The 19,459-nt window shown below is 32.2% G+C and carries 20 protein-coding genes; 10 read left to right on the forward strand and 10 right to left on the reverse strand.

Features of this window, described 5'->3' with window-relative positions; translation table 11 throughout:
• The first annotated feature begins 33 nt into the window (after nt 1-33).
• Nucleotides 34-171 carry a hypothetical protein gene (locus JQN76_RS08765; RefSeq protein WP_001836769.1) on the forward strand — a complete coding sequence of 46 codons (138 nt, stop codon included), beginning with the start codon at nt 34-36 and terminating at the stop codon, nt 169-171.
• An 88-nt stretch (nt 172-259) separates the two neighbouring features.
• Here the strand turns inward: JQN76_RS08765 and JQN76_RS08770 are convergent, their stop codons facing one another.
• Nucleotides 260-616, reverse strand: coding sequence for a DoxX family protein (locus tag JQN76_RS08770; RefSeq protein WP_000766009.1), 357 nt, complete (start codon nt 614-616; stop codon nt 260-262).
• 487 nt (nt 617-1,103) lie between these two features.
• Between JQN76_RS08770 and JQN76_RS08775 the strand changes: the two genes are divergently transcribed.
• Nucleotides 1,104-2,063, forward strand: a complete 960-nt coding sequence (locus JQN76_RS08775) for an ABC transporter substrate-binding protein (protein ID WP_001081351.1) — start codon at nt 1,104-1,106, stop codon at nt 2,061-2,063.
• A 45-nt stretch (nt 2,064-2,108) separates the two neighbouring features.
• On the opposite strand, the gene JQN76_RS08780 is transcribed toward JQN76_RS08775, so the two are convergent.
• Both JQN76_RS08780 and JQN76_RS08785 read right to left on the reverse strand, forming a co-directional pair.
• The gene (locus tag JQN76_RS08780) at nt 2,109-2,240 is read right to left on the reverse strand and encodes an SAR1012 family small protein (RefSeq protein WP_001790177.1); all 132 of its coding nucleotides are present in this window, start codon (nt 2,238-2,240) and stop codon (nt 2,109-2,111) included.
• A gap of 63 nt (nt 2,241-2,303) precedes the next feature.
• Nucleotides 2,304-2,519, reverse strand: a complete 216-nt coding sequence (locus JQN76_RS08785) for a TM2 domain-containing protein (RefSeq protein WP_000867357.1) — start codon at nt 2,517-2,519, stop codon at nt 2,304-2,306.
• 164 nt (nt 2,520-2,683) lie between these two features.
• On the opposite strand from JQN76_RS08785, the gene JQN76_RS08790 reads away from it, so the two are divergent.
• The gene (locus tag JQN76_RS08790; protein WP_000620949.1) at nt 2,684-3,235 is read left to right on the forward strand and encodes a GNAT family N-acetyltransferase; all 552 of its coding nucleotides are present in this window, start codon (nt 2,684-2,686) and stop codon (nt 3,233-3,235) included.
• Between the two features lie 51 nt (nt 3,236-3,286).
• Here JQN76_RS08790 and JQN76_RS08795 read toward each other — a convergent pair whose 3' ends face one another.
• The gene (locus tag JQN76_RS08795; protein WP_000070966.1) at nt 3,287-4,225 is read right to left on the reverse strand and encodes a 1,4-dihydroxy-2-naphthoate polyprenyltransferase; all 939 of its coding nucleotides are present in this window, start codon (nt 4,223-4,225) and stop codon (nt 3,287-3,289) included.
• A 150-nt stretch (nt 4,226-4,375) separates the two neighbouring features.
• On the opposite strand from JQN76_RS08795, the gene JQN76_RS14210 reads away from it, so the two are divergent.
• The 5 genes from JQN76_RS14210 to menB are packed head-to-tail and all read left to right on the forward strand — an operon-like array spanning nt 4,376 to nt 9,032.
• The gene (locus JQN76_RS14210) at nt 4,376-4,480 is read left to right on the forward strand and encodes a hypothetical protein (RefSeq protein WP_001791731.1); all 105 of its coding nucleotides are present in this window, start codon (nt 4,376-4,378) and stop codon (nt 4,478-4,480) included.
• Nucleotides 4,446-5,768, forward strand: a complete 1,323-nt coding sequence (locus JQN76_RS08800) for an isochorismate synthase (RefSeq protein ID WP_223197981.1) — start codon at nt 4,446-4,448, stop codon at nt 5,766-5,768. Before JQN76_RS14210 ends, JQN76_RS08800 begins: the two co-directional genes overlap by 35 nt.
• Nucleotides 5,755-7,428, forward strand: coding sequence for a 2-succinyl-5-enolpyruvyl-6-hydroxy-3-cyclohexene-1-carboxylic-acid synthase (menD, locus tag JQN76_RS08805; protein ID WP_000526694.1), 1,674 nt, complete (start codon nt 5,755-5,757; stop codon nt 7,426-7,428). The genes JQN76_RS08800 and menD overlap by 14 nt, the downstream gene beginning before the upstream one ends.
• Nucleotides 7,415-8,218 (forward strand): 2-succinyl-6-hydroxy-2,4-cyclohexadiene-1-carboxylate synthase, encoded by an 804-nt coding sequence (menH, locus tag JQN76_RS08810; protein ID WP_000150197.1) that lies wholly within the window; start codon nt 7,415-7,417, stop codon nt 8,216-8,218. Before menD ends, menH begins: the two co-directional genes overlap by 14 nt.
• A complete protein-coding gene (menB, locus tag JQN76_RS08815; RefSeq protein ID WP_000184945.1) occupies nt 8,211-9,032 on the forward strand; it encodes a 1,4-dihydroxy-2-naphthoyl-CoA synthase in 822 nt (273 codons plus the stop codon). Before menH ends, menB begins: the two co-directional genes overlap by 8 nt.
• Before the next feature lie 237 nt (nt 9,033-9,269).
• On the opposite strand, the gene sspC is transcribed toward menB, so the two are convergent.
• The 5 genes from sspC to JQN76_RS08840 form a co-directional block, all read right to left on the reverse strand.
• The gene (gene sspC / locus JQN76_RS08820; RefSeq protein ID WP_000284458.1) at nt 9,270-9,599 is read right to left on the reverse strand and encodes a staphostatin B; all 330 of its coding nucleotides are present in this window, start codon (nt 9,597-9,599) and stop codon (nt 9,270-9,272) included.
• 37 nt (nt 9,600-9,636) lie between these two features.
• On the reverse strand, nt 9,637-10,818 hold the full coding sequence (gene sspB, locus JQN76_RS08825) for a cysteine protease staphopain B (RefSeq protein ID WP_001089094.1): 1,182 nt from the start codon (nt 10,816-10,818) through the stop codon (nt 9,637-9,639).
• Nucleotides 10,819-10,899: 81 nt separating this feature from the next.
• A complete protein-coding gene (gene sspA, locus JQN76_RS08830; RefSeq protein WP_000676548.1) occupies nt 10,900-11,910 on the reverse strand; it encodes a Glu-specific serine endopeptidase SspA in 1,011 nt (336 codons plus the stop codon).
• 527 nt (nt 11,911-12,437) lie between these two features.
• Nucleotides 12,438-13,592 (reverse strand): aminotransferase class I/II-fold pyridoxal phosphate-dependent enzyme, encoded by a 1,155-nt coding sequence (locus JQN76_RS08835; protein WP_000777581.1) that lies wholly within the window; start codon nt 13,590-13,592, stop codon nt 12,438-12,440.
• Nucleotides 13,593-13,787: 195 nt separating this feature from the next.
• Nucleotides 13,788-14,798, reverse strand: coding sequence for an acyltransferase family protein (locus JQN76_RS08840; protein WP_000202433.1), 1,011 nt, complete (start codon nt 14,796-14,798; stop codon nt 13,788-13,790).
• Nucleotides 14,799-14,950: 152 nt separating this feature from the next.
• Between JQN76_RS08840 and JQN76_RS08845 the strand changes: the two genes are divergently transcribed.
• The gene (locus JQN76_RS08845; RefSeq protein ID WP_000278015.1) at nt 14,951-15,370 is read left to right on the forward strand and encodes a MarR family transcriptional regulator; all 420 of its coding nucleotides are present in this window, start codon (nt 14,951-14,953) and stop codon (nt 15,368-15,370) included.
• Nucleotides 15,371-15,396: 26 nt separating this feature from the next.
• Entirely contained in the window at nt 15,397-15,507 is a 111-nt protein-coding gene (locus JQN76_RS08850) for a hypothetical protein (RefSeq protein ID WP_001788579.1), read from the forward strand.
• Between the two features lie 68 nt (nt 15,508-15,575).
• Here the strand turns inward: JQN76_RS08850 and atl are convergent, their stop codons facing one another.
• Nucleotides 15,576-19,346 (reverse strand): bifunctional autolysin, encoded by a 3,771-nt coding sequence (atl, locus tag JQN76_RS08855; protein ID WP_001836773.1) that lies wholly within the window; start codon nt 19,344-19,346, stop codon nt 15,576-15,578.
• Between the last annotated feature and the right edge of the window lie 113 nt (nt 19,347-19,459).

Consider the following 19,459-nt stretch of genomic DNA (forward strand, 5'->3'; position numbering starts at 1 on the left):
GGTTATTTAATAGAAAAACATAATATTAAAGACATGGCTGATAAAATACTAAAGCTTGTTAATAATGATGTTTTAGCAGAGGAGTTTGGTTCGAAAGCGAGAGAAAACATTATAGAAAAATATTCAACGGAATCAATATTAGAAAAATGGTTTAATCTTTTCAATAGCTAAATGAAAAAATCCTAGGTATTCATGAGTACCTAGGATTTTTACGCATGATATATACAAAAAAAGAGAGGATAGTCCTCTCAAATAATAGTTAATAAAATTGTAGCCATTTCTTCCAGCTGTAACTACTAATACAAGCTAAGTTCATTACGATATGTATGATTTCAAATTCATAACCACTTACATATCCTCTTGTAAGTTTAAGTGTGAAGATTGAGCCTAACATAACACAAATATAAAAAACATTAACATAAGGCGTTAAAAAGCCGATAATAAGTGCTAAACCTCCAACAACTTCACCAATTGACATCAATACTGCGATGGTAGGTGGTAAACCTAAAGAGCCTAAGAAGTGAATTGTTCCATCTAAATCAACAAATTTCAAAGTACCATGCACTAAGAATGATGTTGCTAACATCCATCTAATTAAAAGCATACCTAATTTCATCATGTCACCTCCAACATTCATATTTTTAAAACATAGTCCAAATTATATTTGTAAACATGTGGAAAGTAAAGATTTTTTATAAGATTAATTATTAAATATTTATTAAATATTCTATTGTATTGAACAATTGTTGTAGAAAGATGTTTAAGTCATCAGTTACTTTTTGTATTTATAAATAAAGATTAGTACAGCATAGTGCAAAGATTATAGGGAAATGAATTAACTATTGCATCGCTATTTATGAATCGTAAACACTATTATGAAATTGCGAGAGTAGTATGGATAATTAGAATGATGGTTTGAGATAAATGAGTATTATTAACCAGTGCGTCATCTTCAAAATTAGAGGCCATTTGCTGTTTATAATAAGAAGATTTGATAATAAACTATGATAAGAAAAAATAATAGCATACCAAATATATCATAAACAAATTAAATGATAAAATAATAATGCAGTTTTCTATTAAAGTTGTTTGGAGGTAAATATGTGAATAGGAATATCGTTAAATTAGTTGTGTTTATGCTAATCTTAGTTGTAGCAGTAGCGGGTTGTGGTCAAAAAGATACTGAAGAGAAAACTGAAATGACGACAATAAAAGATGAATTAGGAACTGAAAAAATTAAGAAAAATCCTAAACGTGTTGTTGTATTAGAATATAGTTTTGCTGATTATTTAGCAGCATTAGATATGAAACCTGTTGGTATTGCAGATGATGGCAGCACTAAAAATATAACAAAGTCAGTAAGAGATAAGATTGGGGCATATGAATCGGTTGGATCTAGACCGCAACCGAATATGGAAGTGATAAGTAAATTAAAACCGGATTTGATCATTGCAGATGTTAGCAGACATAAGAAAATCAAATCAGAATTGAGCAAAATTGCTCCGACAATCATGTTAGTTAGCGGTACGGGAGATTATAATGCAAATATTGAAGCATTTAAAACAGTCGCTAAAGCAGTAGGCAAAGAGAAAGAAGGCGAGAAGCGTCTGGAAAAGCATGATAAAATATTAGCGGAGATTAGAAAGAAAATTGAACAGAGTACGTTAAAATCTGCATTTGCATTCGGTATCTCAAGAGCAGGTATGTTTATTAATAATGAAGATACATTTATGGGACAATTCTTAATTAAAATGGGTATTCAACCTGAAGTCACAAAAGACAAAACTACGCATGTTGGTGAACGCAAGGGTGGTCCTTATATATATTTAAATAATGAAGAACTTGCCAATATCAATCCAAAAGTTATGATTTTAGCCACTGACGGAAAAACGGACAAAAATAGAACGAAATTCATTGATCCTGCAGTTTGGAAATCATTAAAAGCTGTGAAAGATAACAAAGTTTATGACGTTGACCGAAATAAGTGGTTGAAATCAAGGGGGATTATCGCAAGTGAAAGTATGGCAGAAGATTTAGAAAAAATTGCAGAAAAAGCAAAATAAAAATACAGCGCTACTCGTAAATCATATAAGAGTGGCGCTGTATTTTTAATTATGTTTATTATCTGTCGGATGTGATGATTTACCTGAAAGTTTATTTCGAATAAATTTAATTACATAACCGACAAGGATTGTTTTAACAGTTCTTTTAATGAATTGGCGCATCGTTACATACCTCATTTCTCTATATCTTACGAACTATATACCCATTCATATATGCTTTTTAAACGTCATTGTCACAATTTAATTTTTAGGGAATATAATATAACCATCTTTATCTGCTTTTTTAGTAAAAATGACAAAAATTGCATGTATTATTGAGATGATGGTAGGGATACCTGTCCAGAAAAATAATAAGTGAAAAAGACCTTGTCCAAATTTATCAGCATAAAATTTATGAATACCTAAACCTCCAAGAAATAATGCAACAATAACATAAATGGCTTTATTGACTTTCATTTGTAAATCCTCCTTAACTATAATTCTACTTAAATTCGTTGTGAAAACCAATATTTCTAACTTTAGAATTTTCAAACTTTCTAAAATTATAAGTATATCTTTTTAAAATAAGCTAGAATTTCTATATAATAAATGTTAATAACGTAAAAGGGAATGATGACATAGTGATACGTCAAGCACGTCCAGAGGACCGATTTGATATTGCGAAGTTAGTTTATATGGTTTGGGATGATATGGAATTAGAATTGGTAAAGCATCTACCTAAAGACATGGTATTAGATGCAATTGAAAAAAGCTGTGTTGATGCAACATATCGAACTTTTTATCAGCATATTTTAGTTTATGAAGTAGAAAATAAAGTAGCAGGTTGTATTATTAGCTATAGTGGTGAAAATGAATTGAAATACGAAAAAGCATGGGAACTACTTGACTTGCCAGAAGAAATAAAACAATATGGCACGCCATTACCTGTAAAAGAAGCTAAAGACGATGAGTATTATATAGAAACAATTGCGACATTTGCAGCATATAGAGGTAGAGGCATCGCGACAAAGTTATTAACGTCATTACTTGAATCAAATACACATGTTAAATGGAGTTTGAATTGCGATATTAATAATGAAGCAGCATTAAAGTTATATAAAAAAGTAGGCTTTATATCTGATGGACAGATTGAATTATACAAGCACATGTATCATCATTTAATTGTTAAATAAAAAAACTCGACAGTTCGATGTAAGTCGATTGCCGAGTAGTATCATTTTCTATTAAATGCCTGCAAATAATGCACTAATATAAATACCTAATGCATATAATAAACCGAAAAATGTATTTGTTTTACCAGCAGCAGCCATTGCTGGCATCATTGTAGGCGGTGTATCATTCTTCTTGAAACGTCTGATAACTTTAACAGGCATTGGGAATGATAACAACGCAAGTAAGTAAAATAATGAGCCACCAGGTTTAATAATGATCGTAAGTACAATAAAGGCATAAGCGATAAAGTACATGATTGCCATAAATGTTAAAGAAGCATTTTTACCTAATAGAATGGGTAAAGTTTTGCGACCACTTGCTTTATCTTTGACACGGTCGCGAATATTGTTAGCCATATTAATTAAACCGATAGTGATTACTATAGGTACACTTAACCAAATTACATAACTTTGAATATTGCCAGTTTGAATAAAGAATGCAATAACGATAATAAACATACCCATAAATACGCCTGAGAATAATTCACCGAAAGGCGTCCATGAAATAGGGAAAGGGCCACCTGTATATAGGTAACCAACAGCCATACATACTAATCCAACTGGTAATAACCAAAATGAAGAGTTAGCAGCTAAAAACAAACCTAATATTGCTGCTAAGATGTAAAATGCAATGGCTAATCGTAGCACAAGCTCTGGGCTCATACCGTTGCGAACAATGGCACCACCAATGCCTACAGATTCATGATCATCAAGGCCTTTTTTATAATCATAGTATTCATTAAACATATTAGTTGCTGCTTGAATAAGTAAGCATGCTAGTAACATGGCAATGAATAGGCTGATTTTAATATGATCTTCGCTACCAAGAAAATATATTTTAGATGCTGCTGTACCAACTAAAACGGGTACTACGGAAGCAGTTAATGTATGAGGACGCATTAAATGCCAATATTTCTTAACTGTAGAATATTGCTGATATTGATTACTCATTGAATACAAAACCTCTTTAAATCATATTTTTTATAACAAAGATATTTTAATAGAAAGTAGCATAAAGGTCAATTGACGTGAAAAATTGCAAGATAAGTTTAAGCAATTCTTGTAACACAATTATCCAAAAATGATACAATATAATAATGAGTGAAAAAAGACGAAGAAAGAAGTGAAATGGATGGCTACGGGCGTATTAGAGGACGATATTGTCAAAGAGATATATGGCAGCTCAAAGGAATGGGTTTCAGTTGAAGTGAAATTATCACAGTCACTAGACCCGAGCACATTATTTCATCTCACTGACAATGAGGCAGGAGATCGCTTTTATATGCGTTTGAATGATAATCGAACGTCATATTTTGGCTACAAAGCAATTCAATTATTCAAAAATAATTCTAAAAATAAACAATCTATTTTTAAAGACTGGGAAAAATTAAAACATAACATCACATTTATACATCCGCAATCTGAGAAACATCATCTTCGAGTTGTTGGAGGGTTTCAATTTTCAAGTCATAAATCAGATGATGAATGGCGAGAGTTTGGACTAAATCATTTTGTATTACCTGAAGTTTTAATTTCAACTGATAATAATGGGACATTTTTAACTTATACAGTTAAAAGGGAAAGTTTTACTGTTGAGGCATTGAACGATTTAATGGATTTGTTCAACAATATATCGGATATAGATGTGGACGAGCAAATTGGGGAAATTACTAGAAATGAAGATATTTATAAAGATGACTGGCGTCAACTTGTAGTAGAAGCTATAGAATCTATTAATAATGAAGAAAAAATTGTACTAGCACGTAGACGGTTAATAAAGTTCGATAAAGATATCAGTATTCCATATATTCTAAAGCAAGCATATTCTAAAGAAAAAAACAGTTATATATTCTTGTTAGAATCACAAGATTCTATTTTCTTTTCACAAACACCTGAACAATTAATAAAGGTCAATAATAAAATACTATCGACTAAAGCTGTAGCAGGTACAATTAAACGTTCACAAGATGAGGACGAAGATACAAAAAATGTTGAAGCATTTTTAAAAGATAATAAAAACTTAATCGAACATCGATTTGTTGTTGACAGTATTTTACATGATATTAAACCTTATATCACTGAATTACATTATGATAAGACGCCTAAAATTCTAAAAAATGATCATTTATATCACTTGTACACTGAAATAAAGGCGCCACTGAAGGATGATTCGTATATTAGTTTAATTGATCATTTACATCCAACACCTGCTTTAGGTGGCTATCCAAAAGAATTTGCGATGGATTTTATTGAACAGAAAGAATTTGGTACACGAGGATTATATGGTGCGCCGGTTGGCTATATAGATATATATGATGATTGTGAATTTATTGTTGCAATTCGTTCGATGCTTATTAAGAAAGCACAAGCAACTTTATTTGCTGGGTGTGGCATTGTTAAAGATTCTGATCCAGATAGTGAATTGGCAGAAACGAACCTTAAGTTCACACCTATGATGAATGCATTAGGAGTCGATATGAATGGGAAATCATAAAGCAGCTTTAACGAAGCAAGTTTTTACATTTGCATCTGAGTTATATGCGTACGGCGTAAGGGAAGTAGTTATCAGTCCGGGATCACGCTCAACGCCACTTGCACTTGCATTTGAAGCACATCCAAATATTAAAACATGGATACACCCCGATGAGCGAAGTGCAGCATTTTTTGCAGTTGGGTTAATTAAAGGCAGTGAAAGACCTGTCGCTATATTATGTACGTCAGGTACAGCAGCAGCGAATTATACGCCTGCAATTGCTGAAAGCCAAATTAGTAGAATTCCATTAATCGTTTTAACAAGTGACCGTCCGCATGAATTAAGAAGTGTAGGCGCACCACAAGCGATTAATCAAGTAAATATGTTTAATAATTATGTAAGTTATGAGTTCGATATGCCTATTGCGGATGATAGTAAAGAGACCATTAATGCAATTTATTATCAAATGCAAATTGCTAGTCAATATTTATATGGACCACATAAAGGGCCAATTCATTTTAACTTGCCATTTAGAGATCCGTTAACACCTGATTTGAATGCAACAGAATTGTTAACTTCTGAGATGAAGATTTTACCGCACTATCAAAAAAGTATAGATGCATCGGCATTAAGACACATTTTAAATAAGAAAAAAGGTTTAATTATTGTAGGGGATATGCAGCACCAAGAAGTTGATCAAATACTAACGTATTCAACGATATATGATTTGCCTATTTTAGCTGATCCTTTAAGTCATTTAAGAAAATTTGATCATCCGAATGTTATCTGTACATATGATTTGCTGTTTAGAAGCGGCTTAGACTTAAATGTGGATTTCGTAATTCGTGTTGGGAAACCAGTGATTTCTAAAAAGTTGAATCAATGGTTAAAGAAAACTGATGCATTTCAAATATTAGTGCAAAACAATGATAAGATTGATGTCTTTCCTATAGCGCCAGATATTTCATATGAGATTTCTGCAAATGATTTCTTTAGATCATTAATGGAAGACACGACCATCAATCGCGTAAGTTGGTTAGAAAAATGGCAATGCTTAGAGAAAAAAGGGCGTAAAGAAATTAAATGTTATTTGGAACAAGCTACAGATGAGAGTGCATTCGTTGGTGAATTGATTAAGAAAACATCTGAAAAAGATGCATTATTTATTAGTAATAGTATGCCTATCAGAGATGTAGATAACTTGTTATTGAATAAAAATATAGATGTCTATGCGAATCGTGGTGCGAATGGTATTGATGGTATCGTTTCAACTGCACTGGGTATGGCTGTGCATAAACGAATAACATTATTGATAGGTGATTTGTCATTTTATCATGATATGAATGGACTATTAATGTCAAAATTAAATAATATTCAGATGAATATTGTATTATTGAACAACGATGGTGGCGGTATTTTTTCATATTTACCACAAAAAGAAAGTGCAACTGACTATTTTGAACGGTTGTTTGGCACACCGACGGGATTGGATTTCGAGTATACAGCTAAGTTATATCAATTCGATTTTAAACGTTTTAACAGTGTTTCAGAATTTAAAAATGCCACATTGTTATCTGAAACTTCGACGATTTATGAATTGATAACGAATCGCGAAGATAACTTTAAACAGCATCAAATTTTATATCAGAAATTGAGTGAAATGATTCATGACACATTATAAATACTATGAAGCAAACGTTGAGACCAATCAAGTTTTAGTATTACTGCATGGTTTTCTTAGCGACAGTCGTACTTATTATAATCACATCGATAAATATACTGATATCTGTCATGTCATCACTATAGACTTACCAGGCCATGGCGAAGATCAGTCTTCAATGGATGAAACGTGGAATTTTGATTATATTACGACGTTGTTAGACCGAATTTTAGATAAATATAAAGATAAATCAATAACATTGTTTGGATATTCAATGGGTGGGCGTGTTGCATTATATTATGCAATTAATGGTCACATCCCTATATCTAATTTGATATTAGAAAGTACGTCACCAGGTATTAAAGAAGAAGCAAATCAATTGGAACGCCGTCTTGTTGATGATGCACGTGCTAAAGTATTAGACATAGCAGGTATTGAATTATTTGTTAATGATTGGGAAAAGTTGCCATTATTTCAATCGCAACTAGAATTACCAGTTGAAATACAACATCAAATAAGACTACAACGATTGTCTCAATCGCCACAGAAAATGGCCAAAGCATTAAGAGATTATGGTACAGGTCAAATGCCAAACTTATGGCCGCGCCTGAAAGAAATTAAAGTACCAACATTAATATTAGCTGGAGAATATGATGAAAAATTTGTACAGATTGCGAAAAAAATGGCAAATTTAATTCCTAATAGTAAATGTAAATTAATTTCTGCTACAGGTCATACAATTCATGTGGAAGATAGTGATGAATTTGATACAATGATATTAGGATTTTTAAAGGAGGAGCAAAATGACTAACAGACAATGGGAAACACTTAGAGAATATGATGAAATCAAATATGAATTTTACGAAGGGATTGCTAAGGTAACAATAAATCGCCCTGAAGTACGCAATGCGTTTACACCTAAAACAGTTGCTGAAATGATTGACGCATTTTCACGTGCACGTGATGATCAAAACGTTTCAGTTATCGTATTAACTGGTGAAGGTGATTTAGCATTCTGTTCTGGTGGTGACCAGAAGAAACGTGGACATGGTGGTTATGTAGGTGAAGACCAAATCCCTCGCTTAAATGTATTAGATTTACAGCGTTTAATTCGTATTATTCCAAAACCGGTTATCGCGATGGTAAAAGGTTATGCTGTAGGTGGCGGTAATGTACTAAATGTTGTTTGTGACTTAACGATTGCTGCTGATAATGCTATTTTTGGACAAACTGGTCCTAAAGTAGGTTCATTTGATGCAGGTTATGGTTCAGGATATTTAGCACGTATCGTTGGACATAAGAAAGCACGTGAAATCTGGTACTTATGTCGTCAATACAATGCACAAGAAGCTTTAGATATGGGCCTAGTAAATACAGTGGTACCTTTAGATAAAGTTGAAGATGAAACTGTGCAATGGTGTAAAGAGATTATGAAACACTCACCAACAGCTTTACGATTCCTTAAAGCAGCTATGAATGCTGACACAGATGGTTTAGCTGGTTTACAACAAATGGCTGGGGATGCAACATTGCTTTATTACACAACTGATGAAGCGAAAGAAGGCCGTGATGCGTTTAAAGAAAAACGTGATCCTGACTTCGATCAATTCCCTAAATTCCCATAAGTTATTTTGAATATGATATTAAGTCACTTGCGTCGTTTATTAGCGACGATAGGTGGCTTTTTTATTTTATAAGAATTTAAAAGAGAATTTTAATTAATTATCATAAAGATAAGATGGTTTGAGTAAATTAATAGAGAAAGAATAAATGTTAAAGATTATTATTACAATGAAAAAACGAGCTGGTGAGAAATTGAATTCTCGCCAACCCGCTTTATGAAGTGAAATCATTTAAATTAGTTATACTAAGCGCTCATAAACGATTGGGCGCGAAGTGCCAATACCTTGTTTGGATGACGTTTGCATGAGGATATGCTGTGTATCATCATAATCAAGAATATAAGTGATTTCTTCATTATCAATAGATGAAAATTTAATGCGTTGATGTGCCGTATCTATAAAAAGAATATGATATTGATTGTGACTTGTATCATCGCCATGACGTATACAAATTGATTTTTGTAATTGATGATTACTCCAATTACCAATGAATAAATTGATATTGGTTTGTTCTAGATGTGTGAGTTTGGTTGTGTCGTAAACTAAATTTATAAATTGTAGTTGATACATAGTTTTACCTGCCTTTAATCAATATCTATATTACTTTTTAGTAACCTATCATTGAACCATACCAGTTATAATCACGATTGAATGATAAATGTAATAGGCTTGAATCTGCATCTTGGATTGATAATTCTGTATCCCAAGGATTCCAGTAAATAAGTTTTTCTTGGTCATTAATTTTAGCATTACCAACAACTGCTAGGGCATGTCCTAAATGTGGATCATTAGGGTTTTGAGATACACTTTGTGCAAGAATCATAATTCCTACATTATCTTTTGTAAGTTGATCAACTTGTTCATATGATGGTACGCCTTCTTGATAATGAATATCTCTGCCTTGTGATTTACCGTATTCAATCATTTGATTAGGGAATGTTGAGCAATTAGGAAGGTCTTGCTCACTTACTTCAGGGTATAATGTACGCATAATATCATGTGCATTATAAGTGTCTGTATTTTTAGTTGCATTTAATAATGCTGCCATACTAAATCCTGCACACCATGAGTTATCGAATTGTTGTTCTCTAATTTTGAAGTTTTTTAATGTATTTTCATATTGAACTTGATCTTCTTGTATCGCTTCGTTTTCTTCAACTTTAGTAGGTGTTACTGTATTTTTTAACTCTTGTTTCAATTTTGCTGAAACTGTTTTAGCACTTTCTTTTTCTTTTACATTACCAGGTAGTGGCGTAGCTTTTACTAATCTAACTTTGCCATCTTCTTCAAAATAAAACCCTTTTTCATCAGTAAGAACAGTGATATTTGAATTTTTATCTTTAATTTGGTCTAAATCTTTAGCGATGAAGTTTGAAATTTTAACACTGTAATTCATGTCTTCTTTTGATTTGTTTAAATCATCTTTATTTTTAGGGCTAAGTGTTAAAGTATAAACAATTTTACCGTCTTTTATAACTGGATAATAGTAACTATTATCTTCTTCACCATTAAATTTATAAATTTTAAAAGCTTCGCCAAGTTCATATTTACCAGTTTTTGCATTACTTTGTTTATCTAATGCTTTAGCATAACCAGCAAATTGTTGTTGTGCTAGATCTTTTACTTTTTGAGGTACTTTGTCACTCTTAACATTAATTTCTAGCTGTTTAGAGTGTGAATCGGCTTTGGCTTTATTGTTATTAGCAAATGCGCCTAGTGATAAAATAAGCATTGAAACCATTATGATGCTTATAATATTGAATACTCTAGATTTATATGAACTATTCATATAATACCCTCCATTTAAATCAAAATATTTTGCGTTGCTAAGACTTTGCTTCTATTTACTAAATCTAAATTAAGATGAAGTTTATGCAGCGTCAGGATTGTCTGAATTATTGTTATCGCCATTGTCTGGATTATCAGGGTTGTTAGGGTTGTCAGGGTTATTTGGTTCATCTGGGTTGTTAGGGTTATCAGGATTGTTAGGGTTATCAGGATTATCTGGGTTATTAGGTTGGTCATCGTTGGCAAAATGGATATCTTCAATATTTTGTTTTAAGAAGTTGCGTACATTTTCATTAATAAATACCGCACCATTAAATTCATTTGGTACACCGCCCCAATGAATTCCGATCACTTCATTTTTTTCATTAAATACAGGTGAACCTGAATTACCACCAGTTGTACTTAAATCATATTGCATAGCTTCGCCTTTGAGGTAAGTGATTTTTCCTTTACTTTCCCACATTGTTGCTACAGGTTTATCACCAGGATATCCTGTTACAGTAATATTTTGGTTAACTTGTGTTTCAGCATTATTACTCATTGTTGCTGGTTTAACTACTTCACCAATATGTTTGTTTTGCTCATTAGGGGAGAATTTAACTATTGCTAAATCACCTTCGCCTGAATATTTAGTGATTTGTTCAGCAGTGAAACCACCATTTGGATAATTGTCTTGGTTAATTGCAGAAGGGAATGCTTTTAAAGCATGAGGATCACCGTGCGTAGCATCTACGACGTGTTTATTTGTTAAAAGAGTATCTTTACCTACAACTACACCGGAAGCAATAAATGTACCAGTAGGTGCTTCAACTTGAATATAAGTTACGGGTGCATAATGACCATTCGTTGTATCTGTGATTTGGTGACGATCGTTATTTGGTAATATAACATTTGCGTGTTCACGTTGTTCTAATGGTTTAAGGTTACCGCCTTTTTGAATCTTAGGTGTTTGCTGTTTGCTTGACTGCGTTTGTTGTGGATGATTGTCCATAGCCTTTGAAGATAACGCGTTTGCTGCTGGAGAACTCACAAGTGTCGCTGTTGTCAAAGTTGCAACGAATAAAGAACTAACTTTTAAAAATTTACCTTTCATCTAAAAACCTCCAAAAAATTTATTTACAAGTTAAATATAACACTAAAAATTTTTAAGTCAATAAGAATATATAAATAAATTAAAATGTTTTTGTAAAGATTAGAGTTTACAAAAACATTAAGGGAATTAAAATTGAATTGTATTATACTTTATTCAATTGAGTTAAATTGATAAGATCGTCAATTGTTTGCATTTATCTAAAAGAATAAATAAGAAAGGAATTGAGAGCGAATGGAAAGTATTTGTTTATAATAATAAATAGTAACTTTTGAATAATAATTGTTTGGCCAAAGGTAGATTAATATGAATGGTGATATATTATTTGAGTGCTTAAGTTTCGAAGAACAATTATAAGTTAGCATATTAAAACCTTTTGATAGAATCATTTTGAGTGAGGTGTTTAAAGGAGAGGAATATAACTCGGTAGTATTTACAGTCTCTATAGAGTATTATTTAAAACTTATAGAATATAAAAAACTGAACGTACTATGAATTTAGTTCACGACGTCCAGTTCAACATATCATTTTTATTTAGTATTTAAATATTTAGCAAGTCTCTTCATACCTTCTTTTAAAACATCCATTTCATAAGCATAGGAAATCCTTACAAATCCTTTACCGAATTCTGTAAAGGATGAGCCTGGAACGATTGCTAAATGTGTTGATTCAAGTAAATCGACACAAAATTCGAAATCGTCATCGGTGATATGTTTAATACTTGGGAAAATATAAAACGCGCCTTCAGGTTGAGCGGTAATCTCAAAACCTAATTTAGTTAATTCAGATACTAAATAATTTCTTCGTTCTACATAAGCTTCGTTCATATATTTAGGAGCTTCTAATCCTTCGTTAAGTGCTGTTATACATGCTATTTGAGCTGGAACATTGGCACAAATACAATTATAGGCGTGCATAAATGTTAATTTATCAATCAAATATTGAGGTCCTAATAGAAAACCAATTCTTATTCCGGTTGCTGAGTGTGATTTACTTAAACCACCAATTAATATTAATTGATCACGAATGTCTTCAAATTCAGCGAAGGATACATGTTTACCACTAAATGTATTTTCAGCATAAATCTCATCGCTAATAATAAATAACGGATATTTTTTTAATACATTTACGATATTTAAAACTTCATTTCTTTTTAAAACTACGCCAGTTGGATTAGTCGGATAATTTAACAAGACAGCTTTTGTCTTTGGAGAAATATGACTTTCTAATGCATCAGGTGTAATTTTAAATTGTGTTGCTGTTGTATCAATATAAATTGGTTTACCACCTAGTACTTCGATGAGTGGTATGTAGCCTGCATAAATTGGTCCCGGTATTATAATTTCATCTCCAGGCTCTATGATAGAACGTAACGTTGTGTCTATTGCTTCACTTGCTCCATTTGTCACAATAATTTCTTCAGGATCATAGGAAAAATGATAACGATTTTTGAAGTATTGACTAATTGCTTCGCGAGTTTCTAATAACCCTTTATTGTGAGAGTATGATGTCTTGTCATTGTTAATAGCATCAATATATGCCTTTTTCACAACATCAGGCATCGGGAAGTCTGGTTGGCCAATAGTTAAATTAACACAATCATCCAAATTATTCATACGATTTGAAAATTGGCGAATACTTGGTGCTCTTAAATATTTAGAATTAGAATTTAAAGAAAGTTTCATTTGTGACACCTCAAATATAAATCAAATATTGTCTAAAAATTTAGAAATTAATAATATCATAACATACTTTTAAAGCAAAAAAGGGTAAATTACTTAAGCTTTATTTGAAAAACGAAAAATGTCTAAATACACTGTAGTAACTACTTTTCAAAATGAATAAAGTGGTTACAGTTAATGTACTTAGACAGTATAAAATTATGAATCTTTAAACTGTGATGGTCTTTGTAAATTAATTATTGGATTTGTCCATTTACAAACAAAGTTTGTAGATAATACATATACGATGATTACAGATATACTTATTAAATAAAGATAAGTCATTAATGATATAGGATTATCGAATGGGTACCATTCAAATCCTCTAACAATGCCAATAATTAAACCATGTAATAAATATACGTATAGCGTACGACTACCAATATAAGTATATAATTTTTTCTTTGTTGACATTAAATTTAGAAACGCAGTCATTGCGATTAATATAATTCCATATAATATAAGTCGTTTAAAAGGACTGAATATACTCTGTCCTTCATTTTCAAGTGAAGTATATGGTGAACTTCCCAATAACCAATCTGCATTGATAGGATGAATCACGTAAATGATAAAAAACAAAATAAAGGTAATGATAGATACTGGTATTAGTTTTTTATTTTTAAAAATAGCCGTATGTTTTTTGGTGAAAATGTAACCTAGGTAAAATATTGGGAAAAATACGATTGTCCTTGAAATGCTCAAGTAGCTATCGATGTTATCTGAAAAACCTGCTCCAATAGATATAATAATTGAAACTGATAGCACTTTATATGGATTAAATCTTCTAACTATTACTAAAATGACATGAAAGAAAAATAGCGTGATCAAAAACCATAACGCAAATACTGGGTTAAAAGGATCAAGTTGTAATTCGTCACTTTTACCTGTTAAGAAATAATAAATTGAAAAGAATGCAAAAAATATCATATAAGGTACTATCAAACGTTTTGAAATTTTTTCTAAATAGTATGGTTTATCAATATTTTTCGCGAAATAACCAGATATAAACAAAAATGTTGGCATATGGAAACTATAAATAACTAGGTATAATGCTGATAAATATTTATCGCCACTAGTGTAGGGTTGTAACATATGTCCAAATACGACTAATAATATTAAAATTGCTCTTGCGTTGTCAAAAAAATAATCTCTCTCTTTTAATGAAGTCATATTTTATCTCCTTTATGTCCATAAGACTCTTACTAATTTATTATATTTTGTATTAGTTATGCAACAAATTTGTCTATTGTGTCGAATAGTATTGTAAAAATTATAAAAAAAGCATATAATATTATAAATAATATGTAGTGGAGTAGAACAACATGTATAAACAACTTGAAAAACTTATTACACTGACTAACAATGACTTAAACTTAGTGAATAGAAGATTTGGACAACGCACGGATATCACATCTGAACAGCTAGAACTTCTCCGTATTTTATTTAATTACGATCGCTTATCACAGTATGATTTGACGATGAAGATTAGCAGGGAACAATCTATAGTTTCAAGGTGGATTAAGAAATTAGTTTTGAAAGGGTACATCACAAGTCAACAATCTAGCGAAGATTTAAGATGTAAAGAATTAATTTTGACTGATCAAGCACGTACATTAATTTCACAAATAAATAATGCACGTTGCGAATTGATTGAAGCAAGATGTCAATGTTTATCGGAAGTCGAATTAGACAATTTAAATCAATTACTTGATAAGTTAAATCAACGACGCATATCGTTGTAACATGACAATAGCAAACACATAATTTAGTGTCATTGTGCACACAACAAAAATTGAATCATGAATTACAAGCAAAAGTAGCGGTGATTGTTAAAATTGATGGTAAACAATCACCGCTATTTTTGCTTGTGTATGTATAAAAAAGGATCAAAGGTCATCCCCCATGATTGATAGTGGGGGATGACTTTTGATCCTATGTTCATGTTGCTTATTTATATTGTGGAATGTCGAAGTATTTGCCGACTTCGCCAATTTTATCATAGTAGCCTTTGATGATTTTAGCATTGATGTTAGCCCAATCTACATCTGTAGCATATTGGTGTGTTCCTGGATGTGCAGGATTCCATCTCATTTTGTAAAGTGTATTTTGACCAGCTTTTACATATGAGTTGCCGATGAATTTAGCACCACCAACGATTGCTTTTGATACTGTGTCCCAACCAGCTTGTTTAGCATATTTAATACCTTCACGTAAAGGATCGTTATCATATGCAGCAATACCAAATACGTTATGGTATTTCGTGTTTGAGTTAGTTACAACTTTGTTGTTCACTACATCTGCACCTTTCGCTAATTGAGAAGTACCGTTACCTGTTTCTAATAGGGCATGTGAGATAAGATAAACTTCATTAATGCCATACATTTGAGCAGCTTTGTTAAATGCAGCACCTTGGTTTTCTAATACACCTTTACCTTTTAAGAATTGATTGATTTTATCAATAGAAATATTTTGTGGTTGGTCTAAGCGTAAGAATTGATATTTTAATGCTGGATCTTGAGCTAAACGCTTCGTATCCATTGCATGCTTAACATCATTAAAGTTAGCATCTGTCCACTTACCTGGTACACGTTGTACTTGTGGTTTATATTGTAAACCAGCTTGTATTTGAGCAACTTGGTTTAATGTCATACCTGTTTGATTATACTTAATTAATTCTTTAGCTAAATCAGTTGATTTAATCCATGCTAATTTACCGTTAGATAATTTACCATAGTACCAAGTTTGTCCATTAATGACTTGTTCTTTAACAACTGCGAATGGTTGTTCATTAAATGCTTTTAATGAGAATTTAGCTGTATCAGAATTTGGTGTTACATAGTAATAACCATTACCATTTTTAATTACATAAGTGTAGTTATAATCTTTGGCAGCTGATGTAGTTGGTTTCACAGCAGTTGGTGCAGTTAAATCTTTTGCATTTACCCAACCAGTGCGGTTATTAATAGTACCGTATAAATAAACATCTTTGCCTACAGATACTTGTTTCGTTGCATTAAATGTACCTTGAGCAATGTTATTGCCTGTTAAAATGACTTGGTTTTTAGTACCCCAAGGAACCATTGATAAGCCGTTATTTGATTTATTAACAGTATATTTTTGAGTCGTTTTAACTTCTTTGCCTAAGTTTTGAACATTTAAGTCTTTTACATTGAACCAACCTAATGGGATGTTATGGCTTGTATTGTTTAATAATACATACGTTTCATTACCATGAGCACGCTCTTTTGTTACATAGAACGTACGGTCTGCATATTTCGCACCGTTTTTCGCTGTTTTTTCATAAACAGAAGCACGAATACCAGTGTTGTTTGGTTTAACTTGAGCAATTTTGCTAACTGTTTGAGTCGTTTGTGGTTTAGTAACAGTATAAGCTTTTACAGCTGTTTTTGGTTGTGCTACTGCTTTTTTAGGTGCAGCAGGTACAGCTAAATATGCTTTACTTACCCAACCAGATTTACCATTTACAGTTCCAAATAAATAGATAGATTTATCAATTTGTTGTTGCTTAGTCGCTTTAAAAGTTTGGTTACCTGTACCAGAAACCGCACCAGCTTCTTGTTTATAAGTGCCCCAAGGTACTGAATATAATTTAGTGCCTGGTTTTACTGTATATGTTTGCATTACATTTACAGGTGATTTTGCATTGTTATAAATAACGTCACCTTGTTTAACCCAACCAATTAAAGTTGGACTATTGTAATCTTTAACTAAGTAGAATTTGTTTCCACCTAGACTTGCTTCTTTTGTTACAGCAAATGTTTTTTGAACTTCTTTCGTTGGCTTACCAGTTTTGTCATAAACTGTAGTGAATAAGCCATTGTTTTTAGCATTAATTTGAGCAACACCGTTTAATGATGAAACTGTTAATTTATTATTTGTTGTAGGTGTTGATGGCTTAGGTGTTGGTGTAGGCGTAGGTTTAGCAGTATCAACTAAATATGCTTTACTTACCCAACCAGATTTACCATTCACAGAGCCATATAAATAAATTGATTTATCAATTTGTTGTTGCTTTGAAGCCTTAAATGTTTGGTTTCCAGAGCCAGACACACTACCAGCAACTTGTTTAGATGTACCCCAAGGTACTGTATAAAGTTTCGTACCAGGTTTGATTGAATATGATTGATTTACATTTACAGGTGATTTAGCTGTGTTGTAAACCACATCGCCTTCTTTAACCCAACCAAATTTATTACCAGAATTGTAATCTTGAACAAGATAGAATTTTTGATTACCTAATGTAGCTGTTTTAGATACAGCAAATGTTTTTTGAACTTCATTAGTTGCTTTACCAGTTTTGTCGTATACAGTAGTATATAAACCACTATTTGTTGGTTTGATTTGTGCGACACCATTGTTTGCAGCAACTGTTAATTTACCAGTTGATGGTTTCGACGGTGTTGTTGGTTTTGATGGTGTAGTAGGGGTAGTTGTAGATTGCGTACCCCATGGCGCCACTTTACCCATTTTTATTAAATATTTTTCATTAATTAAGTCATATAATTGATCATAACTATAATTATGACTTCTTAAATATCCATGTGGATCGGCATGGTCAGTACCACCTAAATATTTACTTACAGCGTAGTGAGTCCATACTGTACCATTTCCATCATACTCAGCACTGTCTGGTTTTAAACCATAATATTGTAATTGTGTAGCTGCATAGTCAGCATAGTTATTCATTGAACGTGCAAATAAAGCATAGTCGTGTGTGTGTACGATTTCAACATTGATGAATCTAGGGTTACCGACTGCACCGACACCCCAAGATAAGTAATCCGTTGGTGCTGTTTCGATTATACGATCCCCATCAACAAATGCATGTACGAATGCGTTTTGATAGTTATTTTTCATATAACTAATTTCACCATTTATCGTCGAACGATCATTAGCTGTATCATGAACTACGATACCTTCAGGACGACCTACGCCGTTACGGTATGCGTATTTAGGGAAGTAAGATGTATAATCTTCTTCAATTTTAGGTGCTTTTAAGTTATTTTTACGAATGTAATCGTTAATTGAAGAGTTTACTTGTGGTTTATATTTTGGCAAACTCGTTTTTGGTGTTGCAGCAACTGATCTTGGTTGTGCTGAAGCGCTAAAAGTAGTTACTTTAGGTGTCGCTTCAGTTTTAGCTTTAGGTGCTGATGTAGTTGCAGCTTTAGGTGCTGCGGTTTTATATTGCGTTTCAAGAGCTGCAGGTTTAGCAGCTGATTTAATTAATTCTGGATTAATTTGATTTTCTGAATTATCATCTTCATCATCAACTAAACTATAACCAGCATTTGTAACATTAGTGTTAGTTTTAGGTGCTGTAGTGCTTGTTGACTTTGCAACAGGCTGCGTATTATTTGTAGTCGCTGATTGATTAGCACGAGTGTCACCATTTACTTGTGCAGTATCAACTTTTTGACTTACTTGAGCATTGCCTGTTTTGTTATTTGCTGTTTTTGGTTGGACAATAGCAGGGTCTTGATATACTTGAGTGCCAGAAATGTTTTGCGTTGGATTTTTTACCTCAGCTTTTGCTTGTTCAGTAGTTGCTTTAACTTTATTACTATCTAAAACGTTTTTATTAGCAGTTTGATCTTGTGTCGTCTCAGCTGCTTGAACTTGATGTGCAGTGACTGCTGAACCTACAAGCGTTAATGCAACCATTGATGGTAGTTTGTAATTGAATTTTTTCGCCATTCTATTTATTACTCCTAACATTTATTAATTATTACTAACATTATAGTACCTGTTTTATATACCTGTGCGTATTTAACCAATTTGTAATATACTCTTAATTTACATTTTCACTG

The sequence above is a fragment of the Staphylococcus sp. SM3655 genome (assembly GCF_016917315.1).
GTDB classification, from domain to species: Bacteria; Bacillota; Bacilli; order Staphylococcales; family Staphylococcaceae; genus Staphylococcus; species Staphylococcus aureus.

Coding starts and splice junctions, on each gene's coding strand:
- atl (WP_001836773.1), bottom strand. CDS start 19,346: ATGGCGAAAAAATTCAATTACAAACTACCATCAATGGTTGCATTAACG.
- JQN76_RS08845 (WP_000278015.1), top strand. CDS start 14,951: ATGTATAAACAACTTGAAAAACTTATTACACTGACTAACAATGACTTA.
- menD (WP_000526694.1), top strand. CDS start 5,755: ATGGGAAATCATAAAGCAGCTTTAACGAAGCAAGTTTTTACATTTGCA.
- sspC (WP_000284458.1), bottom strand. CDS start 9,599: ATGTATCAACTACAATTTATAAATTTAGTTTACGACACAACCAAACTC.
- sspA (WP_000676548.1), bottom strand. CDS start 11,910: ATGAAAGGTAAATTTTTAAAAGTTAGTTCTTTATTCGTTGCAACTTTG.
- JQN76_RS08780 (WP_001790177.1), bottom strand. CDS start 2,240: ATGAGGTATGTAACGATGCGCCAATTCATTAAAAGAACTGTTAAAACA.
- JQN76_RS08840 (WP_000202433.1), bottom strand. CDS start 14,798: ATGACTTCATTAAAAGAGAGAGATTATTTTTTTGACAACGCAAGAGCA.
- JQN76_RS08765 (WP_001836769.1), top strand. CDS start 34: ATGGCTGATAAAATACTAAAGCTTGTTAATAATGATGTTTTAGCAGAG.
- menB (WP_000184945.1), top strand. CDS start 8,211: ATGACTAACAGACAATGGGAAACACTTAGAGAATATGATGAAATCAAA.
- menH (WP_000150197.1), top strand. CDS start 7,415: ATGACACATTATAAATACTATGAAGCAAACGTTGAGACCAATCAAGTT.
- JQN76_RS08795 (WP_000070966.1), bottom strand. CDS start 4,225: ATGAGTAATCAATATCAGCAATATTCTACAGTTAAGAAATATTGGCAT.
- JQN76_RS08835 (WP_000777581.1), bottom strand. CDS start 13,592: ATGAAACTTTCTTTAAATTCTAATTCTAAATATTTAAGAGCACCAAGT.
- sspB (WP_001089094.1), bottom strand. CDS start 10,818: ATGAATAGTTCATATAAATCTAGAGTATTCAATATTATAAGCATCATA.
- JQN76_RS08770 (WP_000766009.1), bottom strand. CDS start 616: ATGAAATTAGGTATGCTTTTAATTAGATGGATGTTAGCAACATCATTC.
- JQN76_RS08785 (WP_000867357.1), bottom strand. CDS start 2,519: ATGAAAGTCAATAAAGCCATTTATGTTATTGTTGCATTATTTCTTGGA.